This is a genomic window from Sphingobacterium sp. N143, from assembly GCF_030325625.1.
Classification (GTDB): domain Bacteria; phylum Bacteroidota; class Bacteroidia; order Sphingobacteriales; family Sphingobacteriaceae; genus Sphingobacterium.
In genome coordinates this window covers 291158-311873 of sequence record NZ_JACAIS010000005.1, presented here as the reverse complement: position 1 = coordinate 311873, position 20716 = coordinate 291158, and the positions used below count along the sequence as shown (strand labels likewise).

Sequence of the window (20716 nt, the reverse complement as noted above, 5' to 3'; positions counted from 1 at the left end):
TCTTCCTTAATATGAGATTTTGTCTTTTTTATTCAAGCATCACAGCTGATGTTCTGTTTACTGCAAGCTTCTGTCTGAGGAAGTAAACGTTGGTTTTTTACTACGATAAAGTAAAACCGAGAGTATAATGATGACTAGCAGGGCTAAATAAAACCAGATGCTGCTAAATACGGCACTTCCTCCAGTTTTATCCGTTTCAGTCCGTAATTTTTCATTTTCTTTTTGCAATTTGCTAATCGTGCCGATATAGGCAGAAACCTGCTTGTCATACTCTGTGGCCAACTGTTGAAATTTATCTTTTTCAAAGTCCTTGATTTTTAGTAGCTTCTGTGTTTCAAGAAAAATGTTATTATCCGTGATGACGATATCTTTCAGGATATCCATGCTTTTCTGCATATCGCCCTTTGATTTGAACAAGCCAAATAGCCCTGATTTTTGTGTAAGGCTTGTGTCGAAAGCCCCAAATTTCTGTTGTCGGGCATTGAGCAAGTCATTTACGAGTTTGCGTTGTACTTCAAACGAGGTGGAATCAGCATTGTCCTGGGCATTGACGTGCCCAAGAGTACAACAAAGTAACGTGAACAAAAAAAAGAATTTTGAAGATTTCATAAAAGTTGAACGATCTATACTATTAGTTTTTCGGAAACTATTGAGCCGTTAATGGATTTCTAAATTGCCTAGAAAATAGAAATACCCAAGCTCCTGACAGTTCCATTGTCATTGCCAAATGATTATAATATTAATGAAAGTTATAAAATTAATCTTTAAATTCTATACGAATGACATTGGAGTCGTCATCATGGAGGCCTAAAAGCTGGCTCGCGTTCCCTTTATTGATCGCAATTTCAAGATAATTGCTGATCCCAAATAAGCATAACTTTTCACCTTCACCCACCTCATTGTAATGCCAGGAAAGATTGGTGATGGTTTCATTGCGTTTAAAATACAGAACGAAATTTCGGCCTTTCTGTACCTTATTGAACAGATCTTTGGAGATATTGGTAATGGCATTGCCAAAAGCATCCACATAGATGATATTGCCGCGGATCATATCCTTATCAAAGATAGGTTGTAAAGTAACTTTTTCGATGAGGTGCTGCATCGGGGTGCCGATCTCTTTGAGCTTGCCACCTTTTGCAATATGACAGGCCGATTTGGAAAGGATATCTGCCAATGGGAAATGGAGATACCTCAAATCCTGCATCAGATTCAGTTCATACAATTCCTGTGGTTCGTTGCCGTTCAACAACAGACTGAAAATACCATTGTCTGCCCCTACGAAATAATGGCCATTGTATTTCATGCCAATATATTTGGAATCCTCGTGGAATAGGGTGTTGATACCGATGATATGTACCGTTCCCTTTGGAAAATAATGATAGGCATTGCCCAGGACAAAAGCAGCGCGTGGGATATTGAACGCTGGGATCTCGTGTGTGATATCGACAATATTAACATCAGACAACTGCGAAAAAAGACTTCCTTTTAGCGCGGCTTGATAAAAATCTTTATGTCCTAAATCTGTTGTTAACGTAATTACTGCCATTATAATCTAAAAAAGATTGAATTGCTGTCGAATTCCCTTATTTGAATGAATAGAAATAGAAGTCCTCTAGCTTTTTATTGTATTGCCGAAAATCTATCCAAATAGAGGACAAAATTACTATTTATCAGCTGATTTGTAAAGCTAATTGAAGAACTTATTTTGAATATATCTTTTATTGGTTGATATACACAAACATAGAGAAGATTTCGGTGAGAAAGAAATTTTTAGGGTCTTTCCATACCTGGTTTGAGAAATGCTGATGGGAGGCTGAAACATAAAAGTATATTCCACTTTTCTTTTTGCAAAAATCTCGCTCCGATGAGCTGTTTTTTCAATAGAATACGTTAATTTTGAATAGTATTATACAGAAGAGAAATTGTGTAATGGCGACAATCTAATTAATTCTAAATAGGATAAAATTTGAACGAATTACTAATTGCATTAGATGGTCTGAATTTACCCATGCTATGGGGAGCAGACAATGAGCACTTCGATTATTTGAAGAAGCAGTTCCCAAAACTGAGGATTGTTGCTCGAGGAAGTGAAATGAAAGTGCTGGGAGATGCGAAGGAATTGGAGCTGTTTGAGCAATCGTTTAAGGATGTCATGGAGCATCTGGAGAAATTTAACAACATCTCCTTGTTGGATTTTGAAAATCTTTTAGGGGCAAGTGTAGGATCTGCTGCCAAGCAGGAAAAAGAGCTTGCTGCCAAACATGCTGCTTTTGGTGCTGAACCCATCGTTTATGGGCCCAACGGTATAATTGTACGGGCACGTACACCCAATCAGCGTAAGATGGTTGACAGTATTTCGAAGAATGACATTCTATTTGCCATCGGTCCGGCCGGAACGGGGAAGACCTATACCGCTGTGGCTTTGGCAGTACGGGCCCTTCGGAATAAAGAGATCAAACGGATCATTTTGACAAGGCCTGCTGTGGAAGCAGGAGAGAACCTCGGGTTTCTGCCGGGCGATCTTAAGGAAAAGGTCGATCCTTACTTAAGACCCTTGTACGATGCTCTTGACGACATGATTCCGGCGGAGAAGCTGAAAGGATACCTGGAAAATCGTACGATTGAAGTGGCTCCATTGGCTTTTATGCGTGGCCGCACGCTTGACAATTGTTTTGTGATTCTGGATGAAGCGCAGAACGCAACGGATATGCAGTTAAAAATGTTTTTGACCCGTATGGGGCCAACAGCAAAATTTATCGTTACCGGTGATATGACACAAGTGGATTTGCCCAAGAAAAATCAATCCGGTCTGTCGACGGCTATTCGTCTATTGGAAAATATCGACGGAATAGATATCATCCACCTGAGTGGGGGAGACGTTGTCCGCCATAAATTGGTGCGCCGTATATTAGAAGCCTATGGCGATATTTAGCCATAGTATACATAAAATTAATAGTTGAATTTACTTTGAACATGAACGCTATAAAAGAAACAAATTTCCATTTCGAAAATCAGACGGCTTTTTACCGAGGAAAAGTACGGGATGTGTACACGATCGCAAATACCTACCTGGCTATGGTGGCTTCAGATCGTATATCAGCATTTGATGTGGTACTTCCTCGTCCCATTCCCTATAAAGGACAGGTGTTAAATCAGATTGCTGCTAAATTTTTAAAAGCAACAGCTGATATTATTCCCAATTGGGTGGTATCCGTACCGGATCCGAGTGTGACGATAGGTCAGCTATGTGAACCGTTTAAAGTAGAAATGGTGATCCGGGGTTATTTATCAGGGCATGCTTGGCGTGAATATGCAGCTGGTAAACGTGAAGTTTGTGGTGAGTCACTTCCAGAAGGATTGAAGGAGAATGACAAATTGCCTGAACCGATTATTACACCGACGACCAAGGCTGCTGTAGGCCATGATGAGGATATTTCGCGTACAGATATCCTGAAAAAAGGAATCGTAAGTGAGGAAGATTACATACAGTTAGAACAATATACCAAGGCACTCTTTCAACGGGGGACTGAAATGGCTGCTCAGCGCGGCTTAATTTTGGTCGATACAAAATACGAGTTCGGGAAAAAAGACGGTAAGATCGTTTTGATCGATGAAATCCATACACCAGACTCCTCACGCTACTTTTATGCAGAAGGCTATCAGGAGCGGCAGCAAAAAGGTGAGGCGCAAAAACAACTGTCTAAGGAATTTGTGCGTAAATGGTTGATCGAGAATGGATTTCAAGGTAAAGATGGTCAAGTTGTCCCAGAAATGACAGATGCTATCATAGCGTCAATTTCTGAACGCTATATTGAGCTATATGAGCATATTGTCGGTGAAAAATTTGTATATCCAGACCAGGAGAATGTGCTTGAACGTGTTGAAAGAAATGTGGCTAACGCGCTTAAATCGCTAAATTATTAGTACATTGTATGCTCAAACAAAGGAGATAGACGTATGAAGTATACTATTGATAAACACGATCGCTATATTGTCATAGAGCCTCATGTCGAAGTGATAGATGCTGATAATGCGGCAAAATTGAAAGGCGAGTTTTTGTTGCGCAATACCATTGGACAGCGGAATATTGTATTGGATATGGCCCATGTGCAGAAAACCGATGAAGTCGGTATTCGTTTGGGGATATTGGCACACCGTTTATGCCAATCCGTTGGGGGGATATTTATTTTAGTCCATCTTTGCCCCACATTGATGGATATGGTCCGTGTATCGCATCTGGATAAAACCCTGAAAATAGCGCCGTCTTTAAAGGTAGCGGAAGATTTGATTTTTGCACATGAACTGGAATCTGAATATCGGGGAACAATTGAGGATTAATATGAAGTAACCAGGTGATTCCATGTCTTCATTGAAAAAGCAATTAAATTACATATGAAATTTGAAGTTCTGATATTAGGAAATAGTTCTGCGACACCGATGTTTGATCGTCATCCGACTAGCCAAGTGCTGAACTTTAACGAGCAATTGTTTTTGATTGACTGTGGGGAGGGTACGCAGATGCAGCTCAGTCGATATGGAATTAAAAGTAACCGGATCAGTCATATTTTTATCAGTCATTTACATGGAGATCATTATTTGGGGCTTGTGGGATTATTATCGTCCATGCATCTTGTCGGCCGAAAGAGTGATCTCCATCTATATGGCCCGGCTGCCCTGAAGGAAATCTTGGATATACAGTTCCTACATTCCCAGACGGAGCTGCGGTATAATCTCATTTTTCATGCGGTTTCACCAGATCAATCGGCGGTGATTTTTGAAAATAGAACCCTGAAAGTAAGTGCGTTCCCATTAACACATCGGATCGCTTGTACGGGATTCCGTTTTGATGAAGGACCCCGGGCCAGGACATTACTTGGCGATGTTGTGCAAGCATTGAATATTCCCACTGTATATTATCCGTCCATAAAAAAAGGAATGGATTATATCGATGAAAATGGTAAGGTCTATCCGGCAGATGAATTGAGCTTGCCTGCTCCTGCATCCAGAAGTTATGTGTACTGTTCAGATACCGTACGGACGCCTGCATATCTTCCTTATGTGCAGGGAGCAAACCTGATGTACCATGAAGCTACTTTCTTGCACGATATGGTTGATCGGGCAAAAGAGACTTTTCATACGACGGCGCTTGAAGCGGGAGAGATTGCCATGGAGACCCAGGCAAAGAAATTGTTGCTGGGGCATTATTCGGCGCGGTACCGTGATTTGAGCCCATTATTGGAAGAAGCACGCTCAGTATTCCCTAATACGGAGCTTTCAGTTGAAGGTAAATGGTTTTTAGTTTAATGCGAATGAATAATTGTTTATTATATTGTATTTAATCAACAATTTATCTAAGTTTACGGCTCTAATTTTTTTATAATGGATAATCCATTCAACTTAAACAATCTACTACGGGAAAATATTCAAAAACTCGTGCCTTATTCGTCTGCAAGAGATGAATTTAAAGGGGAAGCATCTATCTTGATTGATGCTAATGAAAATCCTTTTGGATCCCCACTTAACCATGATTACAACCGATATCCAGATCCTCTCCAACATCAAGTCAAAGCCAAACTCTCCAAGATAAAAGGTGTACCTGCCGAAAATATTTTTCTGGGAAATGGAAGTGATGAGGCTATTGATATATTATATCGTGCATTTTGTACACCAGGAGTGGATAATGTCATCTTGGTTCCACCAACTTATGGGATGTATGAAGTTTCGGCCAACATCAATGACATCGCATTTAAGAAAGTAAATCTGACAGCTGACTATCAGTTGGACCTGGATGGTATTGCGGAGGCAATCGATGCATATACCAAGTTGATTTTTATCTGTTCACCCAATAATCCGACAGGTAATTCTATCCGCCGTCAGGATATTGAAACTATATTGAATAATTTTCAGGGACTTGTGGTCGTCGATGAAGCCTATATCAATTTTTCAGCGGTAAAATCATTTACGCAAGAATTGGCTGAATATCCAAATTTAGTGGTCCTACAGACCTTGTCCAAAGCTTGGGGCCTTGCTGCCCTTCGCCTGGGAATGGCATTTGCCAGCAAAGAGATTATTGCTGTTTACAACAAAATCAAACCGCCTTATAATATTAATCAGGCAACACAAGACATCGTGCTGGAAGCCTTGGATAATGTTGATCAAGTCAATGACTGGATCAAAGAAACTGTGGCGGAGCGCGAAAGACTGGTGCGTGAATTATTGGAGTTAAACTACGTCCAACATATCACTCCATCTGACGCTAATTTTATTCTGGTCAAAATGGATCAGCCCCGCCAGGTATATGATTATCTGGTTCAACACGGTATCATCGTGCGCGATAGGTCCAAAGTTGAACTTTGTGAAGGCTGTCTGCGGATTACAGTGGGAACTCCTGCTGAAAACCAAATACTATTAAAAAAACTTAATCAAATCAATACATAATACTATGCCTGATAACTTAAAACGTGTACTGTTTATAGATCGAGACGGAACATTAATTTTGGAGCCGGAAGATGAGCAAATCGACTCCTTTGCCAAATTAAAGTTTTATCCCGGAGCTTTGCAGTACTTGCCACGTATCGCAAAGGAGCTGGATTTCGAATTGATCTTGGTTTCCAACCAAGATGGTTTAGGAACATCCTCCCATCCGGAGGAAAATTTCTGGCCTGTCCATCATTTTGTGATCGATACGTTTGCAGGCGAGGGTGTTGTATTTGCCAAAGAACATATAGACAAGACTTTTCCGCATGAGAATGCTGATACACGTAAACCCGGCATCGGAATGTTGAATGAGTATTTTGATTCTTCGCGCTATGACCTCAGTCAATCATTCGTGATTGGCGATCGTGTCAACGATGTAAAGCTCGCTCAAAATTTAGGCGCTAAGGCCATTTGGCTGCGGGCCAATGATCAATTGGGGGCGCTGGAAAACCTTGCCGTAGATTCAACTGTTATAGCTTTGGAAACAACAGACTGGAAGCAGGTGTATGAATTCCTGAAATTGGGAACGCGTACTGCTGAGCATCATCGCAAGACCAACGAAACGGATATTTTTATTCAGTTGAACTTGGATGGTTCTGGTAAATCGGCTATTGAAACAGGATTACCGTTCTTTGATCATATGTTGGACCAGCTAGCACGGCATGGTGCCCTTGATTTGACGATCAGAGCAAAAGGGGACCTTCATATCGACGAGCATCATACGATCGAAGATACCGGAATTGCTTTGGGAGAGGTCTTTTTAAAAGCACTGGGTGACAAACGTGGAATAGAACGTTATTCCTATACCCTGCCTATGGATGATTGTTTGGCCCAAGTGGCATTGGATTTTGGCGGACGTAATTGGATCGTATGGGATGCAGCGTTTAATCGTGAGAAAATAGGGGATATGCCTACAGAGATGTTCTTCCATTTCTTTAAATCCTTCTCAGATGCTTCTAAATCCAATTTAAATATCAAGGCAGAAGGAGAGAATGAGCATCATAAGATAGAGGCTATATTTAAGGCTTTTGCCAAGTCCATCAAGAAAGCTGTGCGACGTGATGCAGATCATATGCAACTGCCCAGTACAAAGGGTGTTTTGTAGTTTTTTAATTAATAAAAAGAATCGATGGGATAAATGATACTCAAATCCCGATACTCAAATCTCAAAAATGATAGGAATTATTAATTATGGCGCAGGGAATATCTTTTCCTTGACTGCAGCGCTTGACCGCGTAGGAGTGGCCTACGGTATGGTCAATACCGCTGATGAGATCGATCAGTATGATCGGATCATTATTCCTGGCGTGGGGCACGCTGGCGCTGCAATGAACAAATTGCAAGAATCGGGATTAGTGCCATATATTAAAAAACTGACCAAACCGGTTCTAGGTATTTGTGTCGGTATGCAGCTGCTGACAGAGTTTTCGGAAGAAGGAAATGCTGCTATGCTGAAGTTATTTCCGTTGAAAACGTTACATTTTGATGCCCGGGTTGCTGGTAAAGTACCTCATATGGGCTGGAATAGCGTTTCCATCCAGGCAAATAATCCTTTATTTGCGAATATTGAAGATCAGACTTATTTTTATTTTGTACACTCCTATTTTATAGAGTTCGATACAACATATACTGCCGCAAAATGTGTCTATGGACTGCCATTTTCGGCGGCGATTTCCAAAGGTAATTTCTTTGGAGTACAATTTCACCCCGAGAAATCGGGGAAAGCAGGCGAGCAATTATTGCTCAATTTTTCAACTATTCAAATTGACTAAAAATATTCGACTATGTATATCATTCCAGCAATAGACGTTTTGGACAAAAAAGTTGTCCGTTTGAGAGAAGGTAATTATGATGATGTGACTACTTATGATATTAGTCTGGAGGCACAGATTGAAAATTATCACGCCAATGGGACTGAATTGGTACATATCATTGACCTCAATGGGGCAAAAGGTGATTTTAGCAATCAAGCCTATTTATTTGATATCATTCAAAAAACAGACATGAAAATTCAATACGGTGGTGGTGTCAGAAGTATTGAGAAAGTAAAGGAACTCGTTGATGCGGGGGTTTACCGTGTGATCGTGGGCACTCAGGCTATTACAAACCCATCATTTTTGGAAGAACTTTCCACATTGAATGAGGGGAAGGTAAAATATGCGGACCATATTGTGATTGCCATTGATGTACTGGATGAGGTGATCAAATATTCGGGCTGGCTGGAAAGCTCACCGATTAAATTGATTGAATATATTGATAAGTGTCTGGCGTTGGGATTTTTTAGGTTTTTGTGCACCGACATCAGTAAAGATGGGAAGCTCGGTGGAGCTGGTGTGGAATTGTATCAAAAGTTGTTGAACCATTCACCTATCATTAAACTGATCGCTTCTGGTGGTATCAGCTCGATGGATGATATCAAAAATCTTCAAAAACTGGGCGGTATAGAATCTGTCGTTGTTGGAAAAGCAATTTATGAGAACCGGATTTCCATTGATGAGATCAAAGACTGGAATCTAAAAGCGTTAATCAGATTTTAACATGCTAGCAAAACGGATAATTCCCTGTTTGGATGTCAAAGACGGACGTACCGTAAAGGGAGTCAATTTTGTTGATTTACGCGATGCTGGAGATCCTGTTGAACTGGCGTACGAATATTCCCAGCAAGGGGCTGATGAGCTCGTTTTCCTGGATATTACAGCCACGCATGAGGGACGCAAGACAACAATTGACCTGGTCAAAGCAGTCGCACGTCAGGTAAATATTCCTTTTACGATAGGTGGGGGAATCAATGAAATTAAAGATGCGGAGATCTTGTTGAATGCGGGTGCGGATAAGATTTCGATCAATTCGGCTGCTGTGCGCAATCCAGCGTTGATCAATCAGATGGCCGCTGCCTTTGGAGCACAGTTTGTGGTCGTTGCGGTTGACACACGGGCTATTGAAGGCGGGGACTTTGTGCATTTGAGCGGTGGCCGCATTAAAACTGAACTGAATACCTTGGACTGGATTCTTGAAGCGCAGGAACGCGGTGCAGGCGAAATCCTTCTGACTTCAATGGACCATGATGGTACAAAGAACGGGTTTGACAATGATTTTTTAAAAACAGTCAACGACAAGATCCATATCCCGTTGATTGCCTCTGGGGGTGCTGGAAATCAGCAGCATTTTGTTGAGGTTTTTCAACAGGCAAACGTGGACGCAGCACTGGCAGCTTCGGTTTTCCATTACGGCGAAATATTGATCCCGGATCTCAAACAGACCTTGCGCCATCATGACATCGTCGTCAGGTAGTAGCGGATATAGGACCGGGAATACAGGATAATATAAGTAAGCTAGCCGCTTACAGAATACGAAAATTGATTAAAACTACACATACTCATGTTAGATTTTGCAAAAAGTGACGGCCTTGTTCCAGTAATTGTGCAGGACGCCCAAACCCTGGAAGTGTTGATGTTGGGCTATATGAACGAGGAAGCCTGGCAAAAAACGCAGGCCGAGAAGCGTGTGACTTTCTTTTCCCGGAGCAAAAATCGTCTTTGGACGAAAGGGGAAGAGAGCGGAAACTTTTTAAATGTAAAGAGTATCCATATTGACTGCGACAAAGATACTGTCCTGATTAAAGCAGAACCAATGGGGCCGACCTGCCATACCGGTAGCAGAAGCTGTTTCAATACCGACTTCAACCAGAATTTTCTATTGGAGCTGGAACGTATCGTCAATCACCGTTATGAGCATCCCTCGGATGAATCTTATGTAAATCGTTTACGTTCCAGAGGAATCAATAAGATTGCCCAAAAAGTAGGGGAGGAAGCTGTTGAAACGGTAATCGCAGCGTTAAATGAAACAGATGAAGATTTTATCAATGAAACCTCAGATTTATTGTTCCATCTGATCGTGTTATTGCGCGAGAAAGGATTTTCATTGGAAACGATCGCAAAAAACCTGGAAAGTAGACATCAATAACGGCTCTTTGGGCCTACCATGAACTGCTCTTAGCCTGCGTAGCGTATAAATTCCAGGGCAGAAGAACAGGCTTTAAGTTCAGATGACAAAATAGTTTAAGAAGTGCAGTATATTTGTAGATATACTGCACTTTTTTATGGCTGTGTATGGTATAGCAAAATGGAAATAACAGCATGGTACTGCCATGCCGGCAATCAGACACATCTGCTGCATGTTTTCAATAAAAGAAAAGTAGCAAAATAATCTCTGCGAGGAGATCTACAGAGCTTGATCAAATGATGGATATTAAATTAAAGGCAACCTTACAGGGGCATCAGAACCCTATTTTTTGTGTGGAAAAGGGATACTACCCGAATACGTTCTTTACAGCAGGTAACGATAAAGGAGTCGTCGAATGGGATGTGGAGAAGCAGGCCTTCAAACGTATTCTCTGTGCTGTGAGCTCATCCGTATATGCACTACGGCTGATTCCTGATACCGCTATTTTAGCCATCGGATTGCGCGAGGGGAAACTGCTTTTTGTGGATGTTGAGCAGCAAAAACTTGTGGCAAGTTTACAGTTGGGGACGAAAGCTATTTTTGCTCTTGCCTATATGCAATGGAAAAATGAACTGCTGGTTGTCGGGGAGGAAGGACGGCTTTATGTCGTCGATCTGGATACCTATAAAAGCATCTATAATATACCTGTTTCTCCTACAACGGTCCGTGCTATCGCGGTGGATGAAAAACTGGCTCGCATTGCCTTGGGGGACAAGGACGGAAACATCCATATCTTGGACAGTGAAGACTTCCACCATATGACAAGCACTAAGCTGCACCATATGCCTACCACTTCATTGGCTTTTTTACAGGGGAAGTTATTGAGCGGAGGGCGCGATGCACAATTAATTGTTTCGGATGTGAACCGGCCGGATCATAATTTCTCCTTTGTGCCACACCTTTTTACGGTGTATGGAATCTATCCACATCCTTCGGAACCCCTTTTTGCTACAGTAAGCCGTGATAAGTCGTTGAAATTTTGGTCAAGCGATGATTTTGCCCTATTGAAAAATATGAGCCGGGAGAAACTAAAAGATGGCCACCATCTGTCTGTCAATGCAGGTATATGGTCCGATGACGGTCAGTATTTTTTTAGTGTCAGCGATGATAAGCTGGTAAAAGTCTGGGAATTTAAGGCGTAAATCAATGAAGTTCCGCTAACAGTCCAGTAATTGTAAAACCTGTGTGAGATACTTTTCATCGATTTCATCGAAACTGTTCAACGCGCTGCTATCCACGTCCAATACCCCAATAATCTTTCCTTGTTTCCATACAGGAAGGACAATTTCAGATTTTGAGAGTGAACTGCAGGCAATATGTCCGGGAAACTGTTCGACATCCGGGACAATCAAGGTGGACTCCTGTGCCCATGCGCTACCACATACCCCTTTTCCTTTTTTTATGCGAGTGCAGGCAACAGGTCCCTGGAAAGGGCCAAGCACCAGCTCTTCTCCATCGATCAGATAAAACCCCACCCAAAAGAAATTGAACTGTTCTTTTAATGCCGCAGCAATATTGGCGAGATTGGCGATCTGATTCTTTTCACCGTACAACAATCCCCCAATTTGAGGAAGTAAGTTTTGATATTGTTCTTCTTTGCTGCCTTGGGCAATCTGTAGATCCTCTGCCATAATAATTTATTTAATTCTTGTAAGTGCTAAAATTCAGGGCCGTGTCCCTCGTGAGCGTTTTTTCATTGGGTAAGAACGTATCCGACGGTCGTATCGGTATTACTAACCGGAGGGACCCGGACCATGGGGGGAAACCTCAACAGGTCTATCCAATAAAAAAGCGCTAATATGCTGTTCAAAGTTAACAGAATATTAGCGCTTTCACAGCAAGGCTGTGTTATTATTTCTTTGTATTGATAATATTTACCCGGATGTAGTTGCTTCTTTTGCCGGAAGGCGTAACGACAACAGCCTTGAAGATACGTTCCTTGCTATTAGGAACGGTGATTTTCACCGGACCGGTATATTCTAAGTCCAGTTCTGACGGATCATAGTTGTCCAATGTATAGAAAATCTTTGCACCTTCAACAGATGGTTTTAAGTTTTCAATCGTGTATTCTGAAGCATAAATAGTGGTGTCCTTGATACCATAGACCTCAGGTACGCGGTAGAATGTGCTGGTCTGGTCAAGTTTTGCCAACTGGCGTGCGGCACGCTGTTCTGAAAAATTCTTCCAATTTTTCTTTTCAGGCTGTGTCCAGGCGATTTCAGAAAGTGCCAACACACGTGGCAACAAAGTGAACTCGACTTTGTTGGAAGAACCGATATATTCTGTCCAGATATTCGCCTGTACACCTAATACATGCTTTTTATTTGCTTCTGAGATCTTGCTTGGCATAGGGTCCGATGAATAGACAGAGTTCAATGTCGAAAGTCCGCCGATGCTCAAAGGTTCTCTGTTTTGGTCAGGCCCCTGTTTGTGATCAAAGTATAGGCCATAACTATTTGCGGTGATGATGACATCATGCCCTTGGTTGGCCGCATCAATAGCTCCTTGGTCACCACGCCAGCTCATGACAGTCGCATTGGGTGCTAATCCACCTTCCAGGATTTCATCCCATCCGATGATGCGCTTTCCTTTGCTATTGATATATTTTTCCATACGTTGTATGAAATAGCTCTGAAGTTCGTGTTCATCCTTAAGGTTGTTGTCCTTGATTCTTTTTTGACAATGTGGACAGGTTTTCCATTTAGTCTTCGGACATTCATCACCCCCGATATGGATATATTCGCTTGGAAAAAGTGGGATCACCTCGTCAATGACATCTTCCAGTAATTTGAAGGTCTCCTCTTTTCCGGCACAGAACACATCATCAAACACTCCCCAGGTCTGCGCAGCAGTATAAGGGCCCGGGTTGTCGCCACAGCCAAGTTCTGGATAAGCCGAAAGTGCCGCCAAAGCATGACCCGGCATTTCAATTTCAGGTATGACGGTGACATATTTGGATGTGGCATAGGCCACAACTTCTTTGACCTGCTCTTGGGTATAGAAGCCTCCGTAAGGTGTATTGTCATAGTCCCCGTCAGTCTTGTAATTGCCCAAAAGAGTCTGCTTGCGTTGACCGCCGATCTGTGTGAGCTTAGGGTGTGATTTAATTTCAATACGCCATCCCTGATCTTCTGTTAAATGCCAGTGGAAAGTATTCAATTTATAAGACGACAGAATATCGATGTATTTTTTGATAAATTCTACAGGAAAGAAGTGGCGCCCAACATCGAGGTGGAGGCCACGGTAAGCAAAGCGGGGTTCATCCTGAATGCTTGCCTGCTGGATTTCTAGACTGGCTTTTTTATCCACTGGTAACAATTGGATCAGCGATTGCATCCCGTAAAATAAACCTGCGGCTTTACCGCCAACGATCACTTTATCGGCAGTAATATTGAGCTCATAGGCTTCTGTATTTCCTTTCTTTGCATTTTTGGATGAAAAATAAATGCTATTGCTCTTGGCTGACTTGGCCAAAGGTAAATCGAGGTTATAGTTACTTTTTAAGAAATCCTGAAATAAGACAGCAACTTTTTTGTCCTCTTCGCTGTCAAATGCAATGTTTGTGCTCGCATTGATTTTGAAAGATCCATTGTTGATCTGAACATGTTGCGGTAGCGGTACGATGTTTAATGTAAGGTCTTTTTTTTCTTGCGCAAATACAGTTGCTCCTAGACTGAGAGCGAGCGCAAGTGAAAATAGTTTTTTCATGTGTGAGATTATAACTGAAATAAGAAGCCCTAAAAATAGGATAATAAATACGATTTAGCAACGACAGATTGTAACAAGTTTAAGTTTGTGCCATCATTCTTCAATATCCTGCTCGCCATCATTCGCATCGCAGGGTTTCACGTATGACTGTATTTTGTCCTGTTTGTCATTCGTAGATCTTGGCAGCCCATCCATGTTTTCCACAGCATGATCATGCCCGATAACAAGGATCACGTTTTAAAGTCGTTTTAATGCTAATTTGATCATATCCTCGACCGAAAGATTGCTTTCTGTCTTTAAGATTGCATTCAATACTTTTTCGGCGGCAGCCTTATTGAATCCGAGCATGACCAATGCAGATAATGCTTCGTCCGGAATAGATTGGGATTGCTGCGGTGTTGCCAAAGTCTCTACGCCTTGTTTTTTCAACTTATCCTGAAGTTCCAGGATCAGACGCTGTGCGGTTTTAGGCCCGATGCCCTTAATTTTCTGAATCAGGGCAACCTGACCATTTACGATGGCCGATTGTATTTCATCGGGTGTATTGGAAGAGAGGATCATTCGCCCTGTATTGGGACCAATACCTGAGACAGATATCAGGTTTTCAAATAATTTTTTCTCACCCTCAGTCCCGAATCCGTAAAGGGTATGTGAATCTTCCCGAACCTGGAGAGAAATAAATAATTTACAATTTTCCTGATCTTTAATTTGAGAAAAGGTATGGAGGGAGATGTGAACATAATAGCCAACGCCACCCACATCGATAACGACATGGGTGGGGGCTTTATATGCTAATTTTCCGTTGAAATATTCGTACATAATACTACGAATATAGGAAGATTTTGAGCTATTCTATAAATTTTTGAGATGTGTTTGAACATCAACTACGGCAATGGTAACCATATTGACGATTTCACGTACAGAACTATCTAATTGCAGCACGTGAATTGGTTTGTTCATCCCTAGGAGGATTGGCCCTACAGCTTCTGCCTCACCAACTTCCTGCAATAATTTGTAAGCGATATTGCCTGACTCCAAGTTCGGGAACACCAATGTATTTGCCGACTGACCATTCAAACAGCTAAAAGGGAAATTGTCTGCCAACATATCACTGTTAAGGGCGAAGTTGGCTTGTAGATCTCCTTCTGCGATTATTTCAGGATGTTGATCGTGTAAGATCTGAGCGGCTTCTCTGACTTTGGTGGGTGTTTTCCCTTCACTGGAACCGAAGTTAGAATAGGACAACAGGGCAATACGCGGCTGAATGTTCATACGTTTGACAGCTTTGTCCAGAAGCAAGGTAATGTCAGCCAGTTCCTGTGCGTTGGGATCTTCATTTACAGTGGTATCTCCCATGAAGATCGGTCCTTTTTTGGTCAGCATCATATACATACCCGCAACACGGCTGCCTGGTTTTGCACCGATGACATGCAATGCAGGGCGAATGGTATTCGCATAGTTTTTGGTCATGCCCGAAATTAAGGCATCTGCTTCACCAAATTCAACCAATGAAGCACCGAAATAATTCCGGTCAAACATGAGTTTACGGGCATCATAACGTGTTATGCCGCGGCGTTGTCTTTTGTTATAAAGATGTTCAATGAATTTTTTTGAACGCTCTGTTTCATTGTCAACCTCAGCAACAGGATCTACAATCTCAAGGCCATCCAATTCAAAAGCATATTCTTTGATCAGGCGCTCAATCTTGTCCTTTTTACCCAAAAGGATTGGAATAGCAATGCCTTCTTCTTTGACAATTTGGGCAGCACGTAAGGTTTTATAGTTATCTGCTTCGGCAAAAACAACACGTTTAGGATCTCTTTTTGCTGCCATTGTCAAGTTACGCATGATCGCATCATCTTTACCAAGACGTTTGCGTAAAGCATCACGGTATTTATCCCAATCCTCGATTGCAGCTTGAGCGACACCAGATTCGATCGCAGCTTTTGCAACTGCCATAGAAACTTCGGTAATCAAACGTGGATCCGTAGGTTTGGGAATGATATATTCTTCAGAGAATTTTAAATTGTTGGTATTATAAGCTTGGTTTACCTCTTCCGGAACAGGTTGTTTTGCCAGGTCAGCAATTGCGCGTACCGCTGCAATTTTCATTTCCTCATTGATGGCTGTTGCGCGGACATCCAATGCGCCACGGAAGATGTACGGGAATCCCAGGACGTTATTTACTTGATTTGGATAATCTGAGCGGCCCGTCCCCATGATAATGTCATTGCGGGTTGCCATGGCCAGATCATAGGCGATTTCCGGATTCGGATTTGCCATGGCCAATACAATCGGATTCGGCGCCATGCTGAGCAGCATTTCTGCCGACATGACATCTGCCGCAGATAAACCAATGAATACATCAGCATCCTGAACGGCGTCTGCGAGCGTGTGGATATCACGGCTAGTGGCATATTGTGCTTTCATGCTATCCAGGTTTTCCCGATCTGCACGAATGACGCCTTTACTGTCCAACATAACAATGTTGTCTTTGCTGGCACCGACCGAAATATACATCGCTGTACATGACATTGCTGCAGCTCCGGCACCGTTTACCACGATTTTAACTTTGGATAAATCTTTCCCGATGATTTCGCAGGCATTGATCAACGCTGCCCCGGAGATGATGGCTGTACCATGCTGGTCATCATGCATGACAGGGATGTTCATCTCCTCTTTTAAACGGCGTTCGATCTCAAAACATTCCGGAGCCTTGATATCTTCAAGGTTTACGCCACCAAAAGTCGGCTCTAAAGCTTTGACAATATTAACGAATTCATCGACATTTTTGGTGTCAAGTTCGAGGTCAAATACATCGATGTCTGCAAAAATTTTGAACAATAAGCCTTTCCCTTCCATGACTGGTTTACCAGCTTGAGCGCCGATATCGCCAAGGCCCAAAACAGCTGTACCATTACTGATAACAGCAACCAAGTTCCCTTTTGCGGTATATTTATAAGCATCTTCTTTGTTGTCGGCAATAGCCAAACAAGGCTCTGCAACGCCAGGAGAATATGCCAATGATAAGTCTCTTTGCGAATTAGTTGGTTTTGTCGGAACAACAGCTATTTTTCCAGGTCTACCCATTGAGTGGTAATTTAACGCTGCCTGTTTACGATTAGTGTTACTCATTACGATTTTATTAATTTAAGGCTACAAATCTATCATTCTTTTTGATATTTGGAAATATTTGCCAATATCTTATTATAATTAGACAATAATATGTTACTTCAATGTGTCCAGCAATTTATACATCTGCCTACGCATATTGGATGCTGGTCCCGTATAATTGTTGACCAGTAATGTAAAGGTGAAAGACTGTCCTGCTTTATTGGTATGCACACCGGTATAGCCGAGTACTCCACCGATTGTTCCACTTTTCATCTTCATACCATTAAAGGTAGGTAGGCTTTCATAGAATGCCGGATACCAGCTCTGTTTTTGTGCATACTGCATGATCTTGTTCATCGCCAATGTGGTTACCCTATTTTGGGGCGAAAGGCCAGATCCATCCACACTATTCAATTCGCCTACATCGATCTTTAACTTGGCATTCCAATATTTCTGCACATAATTGGCGCCATCATCTGTGCCTGTTTTGCCCGCCGTTGTATAGGCGATGGTCTTTAATAAGGCTTCTCCATAGAGGTTGATACTTTTTTGATTGAACCAATAGACAATCTTGTCTAAGCTGGGAGATAAGTGAACATCCAGGAGCTGCTTGTTGGATAGGTCGAGGGAGTCCATTTTGATACCTGTGGCTGGCGGGGCATCAGCGATGACTCCTCGTTTGTTCAATGTTTCGTTCAGCTGGAAGGCCAGGTCATAGGCCGGGTCAGGTGAGGACAGTTCAATGGTTTTTTTGAGATCCAATCCATAGGTGCCCCGAATAAAAATTTTGGTAGAATAGGGTGCTGAATAGGCATAGACATTGTCTCCACTACCGGTTTTTCCGGTAGTGGTTTCATTGATGATTTCCAGGTAGGGAATCTGGGTGCTGTATTGGACAATCTCGGCTTTTGAGCCAACTTTGTTCCCGGGCTGGAAATTTACCCCAAAAGCATTTTCACACCAGTTAAGCGCCGAAACTCCAGCGCCATAATAATTACCCATATCTGTCCATATCCATCCGCCAGGAAGCTGGTTGCCATGGAATAATCGGTCATCAGCAATCACGCCACCATGGATACTTTTAATTCCGGCTTGCTGGATCAATGAAACCCATTTGTTTAATATAACTTCAGCTTTTGTCTCGGGATACCGCGAGCTTCCTAATGTAGGGTCGCCAGTTCCTGATACGATGATATTCCCATTTAAGGAGCCATTTTCGTCAATATCACCGGTATAGTATAGCGTTGTTTTGAATTGATGGTGCTTACCCAGGAAATCCAAGGCTGTTGCGGCAGTAATGATTTTCATGGTCGAGGCGGTTGCCAGTCCCATATGTTCATTGGCCGAATAGATGGTTTGTCCAGTTTTTCCATCGAAAACGGTCAATGAACTGATGCCATTCTTTAAACTTTCCTGATGTTGAAATTGATCGAAGGCATGTTGAATCTTTGTACGGATATCTTGAGCAAATAAAGGAGCCGTGATAGCAGTTAAAGTATATGCTGCAAAAGCAATGGTATGTAGTGCAAATTGTTTCATCAAATAATATAGATTTACTTCAGCGCTTTTGACCAAGCATGGGCTTAGGCGAAAATTTAAAAGTCTTCGGTAAATCTAATCAAAATCGATGAGATAGTTAGTGGTTTGGATGATTTAAAAGGTCGTAGCGTGCCCTATTTTAACGCGGTAAAATTCATTTCTATTAACCGATAAAGCTTATTGATCGGCTAGGGCTTGCTTAATCCACTGGGCAGCTTTATCATTTCCCATATAGGTTCCTATGCTTTGCTGCACCAAGGTTCCTGATTTGTTAAAAATTAGATAACTCGGTATGACCGGCATATTGAATTGATCGTAAAGGTCTTTCATCTGGTTCTTAGCGATATAATAATGTTCTCCCCCTAAAATATGAACATAGTTTTTCCAGCTTTCATAATTTGAAGTCTCATCGGTAACATACACGAAAACGACATCATCCCTGTTAGCATACTGTTTTTTTAGATTTTTGCTCGTTTCAAAAGATTCAATACAAGGCCCACACCATGTAGCCCAACAATCCATAATGATCGCCTTTCCTTTGTACGGCTTAAGGATGTCTGTCCATACTGCATTATTGCTTTTATCGAATGGTAAATAATATTCATTTGATGCATTTCTGTTATTTGACATACTGGTTTTGTATGTTTCTAAGATATACTCTCTGAGCTGCGCATTCTTAACAGCTGTAGTTACCTGATAGTTTAGGTTATTCAAAAGCGTTGCATTCTCCCTGATTTTGGTGATATATGCTGTTGCGATCAGTATGTCATAAAATAAATTTTCTTTTTCAGTGAAGATGTGTCCAAATAGTTCTTGTAAACGAGATTTGAATTTCACTGATCCTTCCGTTGTAATATCAGGGAGTGCCAGCAAAGAATCTTGCAAGATGCTTTTCAAATAACCGTATTTAAGTGTCATCAAAGAAGAAGGGTTGGTATAATCTGACGTAATGAGTGCATTATAATAAGATAAATCTCTTTTTGGAATAGCTTGAAGAGCTGCTAATGAATCTAATCCAAGGCTCTTGTTGTAATGGGATATATCTTTTTGATAATCCTTGATCAAGCTTGTTTTGACAAAGGCAGTATTCAGCTCCTCTTTGATAAGTTGTTTTACGAAAGGAGAGGTTATGCCGGCAGTGGCATTATCCAGTCTGCCAGCCTCCATCTTTAATTTTTCGTCACGAAATTCATTCGCTGTATGATATGTGCTTAAACGTTTTTCTTTGTTTTTATGGCCACTTCCAAAAACGAAGCTATTTATTGCCTTTGCAATAGATTCAGATTCATCAAACATAGTTTTAAATCTTCCGTTATATTGTAATGTGTAATGTATGCTGTCAGTATAATTAATAATTAGTATATCTCTTTCATTAGGAACTAAGGCTCCTGTAAGGTAATGATTGTTGTACCGAAAATAATACCGACTGGGGCCAAAGGCATAAAACGATAAAAAATATGTAGAGTCATTAATACGTTCGAATTGAGCTGGTACTTCTTCGGTTAATAAATTGGTGTAAAAAGGTTCTGACAAAGGGATACTATCTGAATAATTTCCTTTTAATGAAATGGTTAAAGAAGTAAATCCACTTTGTACAGGAAGGGTGTCTTGTGCAGAAACGGTCAAGAAACAGCTCGATAGTATCCAGATAAAGATTAGCCTAATCATATGTTAGAAGTTAATTTGCTATAAATATTTCATGTCCTTGTTGCAATGTATGCATTCCACCGCATCTCTTGCTGACCCCTCATAAAGTTATCTAGTGAGGTAACTATTCTATCATAGCCGCAATGAAGTCTCATTTCTGAAAAAACAATGAATTAAGTATATAATGGTTTTTAAAAAAAATTGCAATACCAGATAGTTTGTCTCTCTA

20 protein-coding genes are annotated in these 20716 nt (G+C 41.5%); 11 read left to right on the top strand and 9 right to left on the bottom strand.

Annotated elements, in window-relative coordinates; all coding sequences use genetic code 11:
- Positions 1 to 57: 57 nt before the first annotated feature.
- Together HX021_RS12295 and HX021_RS12290 are read right to left on the bottom strand one after the other, a co-directional pair.
- Positions 58 to 585: a hypothetical protein gene (locus HX021_RS12295; protein ID WP_286590660.1), complete on the bottom strand. Its 528-nt coding sequence runs from the start codon at positions 583 to 585 to the stop codon at positions 58 to 60.
- A 172-nt stretch (positions 586 to 757) separates the two neighbouring features.
- Positions 758 to 1546, bottom strand: coding sequence for an SAM hydrolase/SAM-dependent halogenase family protein (locus tag HX021_RS12290; protein ID WP_286590658.1), 789 nt, complete (start codon positions 1544 to 1546; stop codon positions 758 to 760).
- A gap of 420 nt (positions 1547 to 1966) precedes the next feature.
- On the opposite strand from HX021_RS12290, the gene HX021_RS12285 reads away from it, so the two are divergent.
- The 11 genes from HX021_RS12285 to HX021_RS12235 all read left to right on the top strand — a co-directional run bounded on the left by HX021_RS12285 (position 1967) and on the right by HX021_RS12235 (position 11621).
- Positions 1967 to 2932 carry a PhoH family protein gene (locus HX021_RS12285; protein WP_286590657.1) on the top strand — a complete coding sequence of 322 codons (966 nt, stop codon included), beginning with the start codon at positions 1967 to 1969 and terminating at the stop codon, positions 2930 to 2932.
- Positions 2933 to 2973: 41 nt separating this feature from the next.
- Positions 2974 to 3924 carry a phosphoribosylaminoimidazolesuccinocarboxamide synthase gene (locus HX021_RS12280; protein ID WP_286590656.1) on the top strand — a complete coding sequence of 317 codons (951 nt, stop codon included), beginning with the start codon at positions 2974 to 2976 and terminating at the stop codon, positions 3922 to 3924.
- Positions 3925 to 3957: 33 nt separating this feature from the next.
- Positions 3958 to 4338, top strand: a complete 381-nt coding sequence (locus tag HX021_RS12275) for an STAS domain-containing protein (RefSeq protein WP_286590655.1) — start codon at positions 3958 to 3960, stop codon at positions 4336 to 4338.
- A 54-nt stretch (positions 4339 to 4392) separates the two neighbouring features.
- On the top strand, positions 4393 to 5304 hold the full coding sequence (locus tag HX021_RS12270; RefSeq protein WP_286590654.1) for a ribonuclease Z: 912 nt from the start codon (positions 4393 to 4395) through the stop codon (positions 5302 to 5304).
- A gap of 75 nt (positions 5305 to 5379) precedes the next feature.
- On the top strand, positions 5380 to 6438 hold the full coding sequence (gene hisC, locus HX021_RS12265; protein WP_286590653.1) for a histidinol-phosphate transaminase: 1059 nt from the start codon (positions 5380 to 5382) through the stop codon (positions 6436 to 6438).
- A gap of 4 nt (positions 6439 to 6442) precedes the next feature.
- Entirely contained in the window at positions 6443 to 7582 is a 1140-nt protein-coding gene (gene hisB, locus HX021_RS12260) for a bifunctional histidinol-phosphatase/imidazoleglycerol-phosphate dehydratase HisB (RefSeq protein WP_286590652.1), read from the top strand.
- 67 nt (positions 7583 to 7649) lie between these two features.
- Positions 7650 to 8249 (top strand): imidazole glycerol phosphate synthase subunit HisH, encoded by a 600-nt coding sequence (hisH, locus tag HX021_RS12255; RefSeq protein ID WP_286590651.1) that lies wholly within the window; start codon positions 7650 to 7652, stop codon positions 8247 to 8249.
- Between the two features lie 12 nt (positions 8250 to 8261).
- Positions 8262 to 9014, top strand: coding sequence for a 1-(5-phosphoribosyl)-5-[(5-phosphoribosylamino)methylideneamino]imidazole-4-carboxamide isomerase (locus tag HX021_RS12250; RefSeq protein WP_286590650.1), 753 nt, complete (start codon positions 8262 to 8264; stop codon positions 9012 to 9014).
- Between the two features lies 1 nt (position 9015).
- Positions 9016 to 9768, top strand: a complete 753-nt coding sequence (gene hisF, locus HX021_RS12245) for an imidazole glycerol phosphate synthase subunit HisF (RefSeq protein ID WP_286590649.1) — start codon at positions 9016 to 9018, stop codon at positions 9766 to 9768.
- Between the two features lie 87 nt (positions 9769 to 9855).
- A complete protein-coding gene (gene hisIE / locus HX021_RS12240) occupies positions 9856 to 10440 on the top strand; it encodes a bifunctional phosphoribosyl-AMP cyclohydrolase/phosphoribosyl-ATP diphosphatase HisIE (RefSeq protein WP_286590648.1) in 585 nt (194 codons plus the stop codon).
- A gap of 275 nt (positions 10441 to 10715) precedes the next feature.
- On the top strand, positions 10716 to 11621 hold the full coding sequence (locus HX021_RS12235) for a WD40 repeat domain-containing protein (RefSeq protein ID WP_286590647.1): 906 nt from the start codon (positions 10716 to 10718) through the stop codon (positions 11619 to 11621).
- A 15-nt stretch (positions 11622 to 11636) separates the two neighbouring features.
- On the opposite strand, the gene msrC is transcribed toward HX021_RS12235, so the two are convergent.
- From msrC to HX021_RS12200, 7 genes are all read right to left on the bottom strand, one after another.
- Entirely contained in the window at positions 11637 to 12110 is a 474-nt protein-coding gene (gene msrC, locus HX021_RS12230; protein ID WP_286590646.1) for a free L-methionine (R)-S-oxide reductase MsrC, read from the bottom strand.
- Positions 12111 to 12330: 220 nt separating this feature from the next.
- A complete protein-coding gene (locus HX021_RS12225; RefSeq protein WP_286590645.1) occupies positions 12331 to 14187 on the bottom strand; it encodes a beta-N-acetylhexosaminidase in 1857 nt (618 codons plus the stop codon).
- Positions 14188 to 14280: 93 nt separating this feature from the next.
- Complete coding sequence (locus HX021_RS12220) at positions 14281 to 14421, bottom strand: hypothetical protein (RefSeq protein ID WP_286590644.1); 141 nt, start codon at positions 14419 to 14421, stop codon at positions 14281 to 14283.
- A 3-nt stretch (positions 14422 to 14424) separates the two neighbouring features.
- Positions 14425 to 15006, bottom strand: a complete 582-nt coding sequence (ruvA, locus tag HX021_RS12215) for a Holliday junction branch migration protein RuvA (protein WP_286590643.1) — start codon at positions 15004 to 15006, stop codon at positions 14425 to 14427.
- A 33-nt stretch (positions 15007 to 15039) separates the two neighbouring features.
- The gene (locus HX021_RS12210) at positions 15040 to 17322 is read right to left on the bottom strand and encodes an NADP-dependent malic enzyme (protein ID WP_286590642.1); all 2283 of its coding nucleotides are present in this window, start codon (positions 17320 to 17322) and stop codon (positions 15040 to 15042) included.
- Positions 17323 to 17415: 93 nt separating this feature from the next.
- Complete coding sequence (dacB, locus tag HX021_RS12205) at positions 17416 to 18840, bottom strand: D-alanyl-D-alanine carboxypeptidase/D-alanyl-D-alanine endopeptidase (protein WP_286590641.1); 1425 nt, start codon at positions 18838 to 18840, stop codon at positions 17416 to 17418.
- 177 nt (positions 18841 to 19017) lie between these two features.
- A complete protein-coding gene (locus tag HX021_RS12200; RefSeq protein ID WP_286590640.1) occupies positions 19018 to 20508 on the bottom strand; it encodes a TlpA family protein disulfide reductase in 1491 nt (496 codons plus the stop codon).
- Between the last annotated feature and the right edge of the window lie 208 nt (positions 20509 to 20716).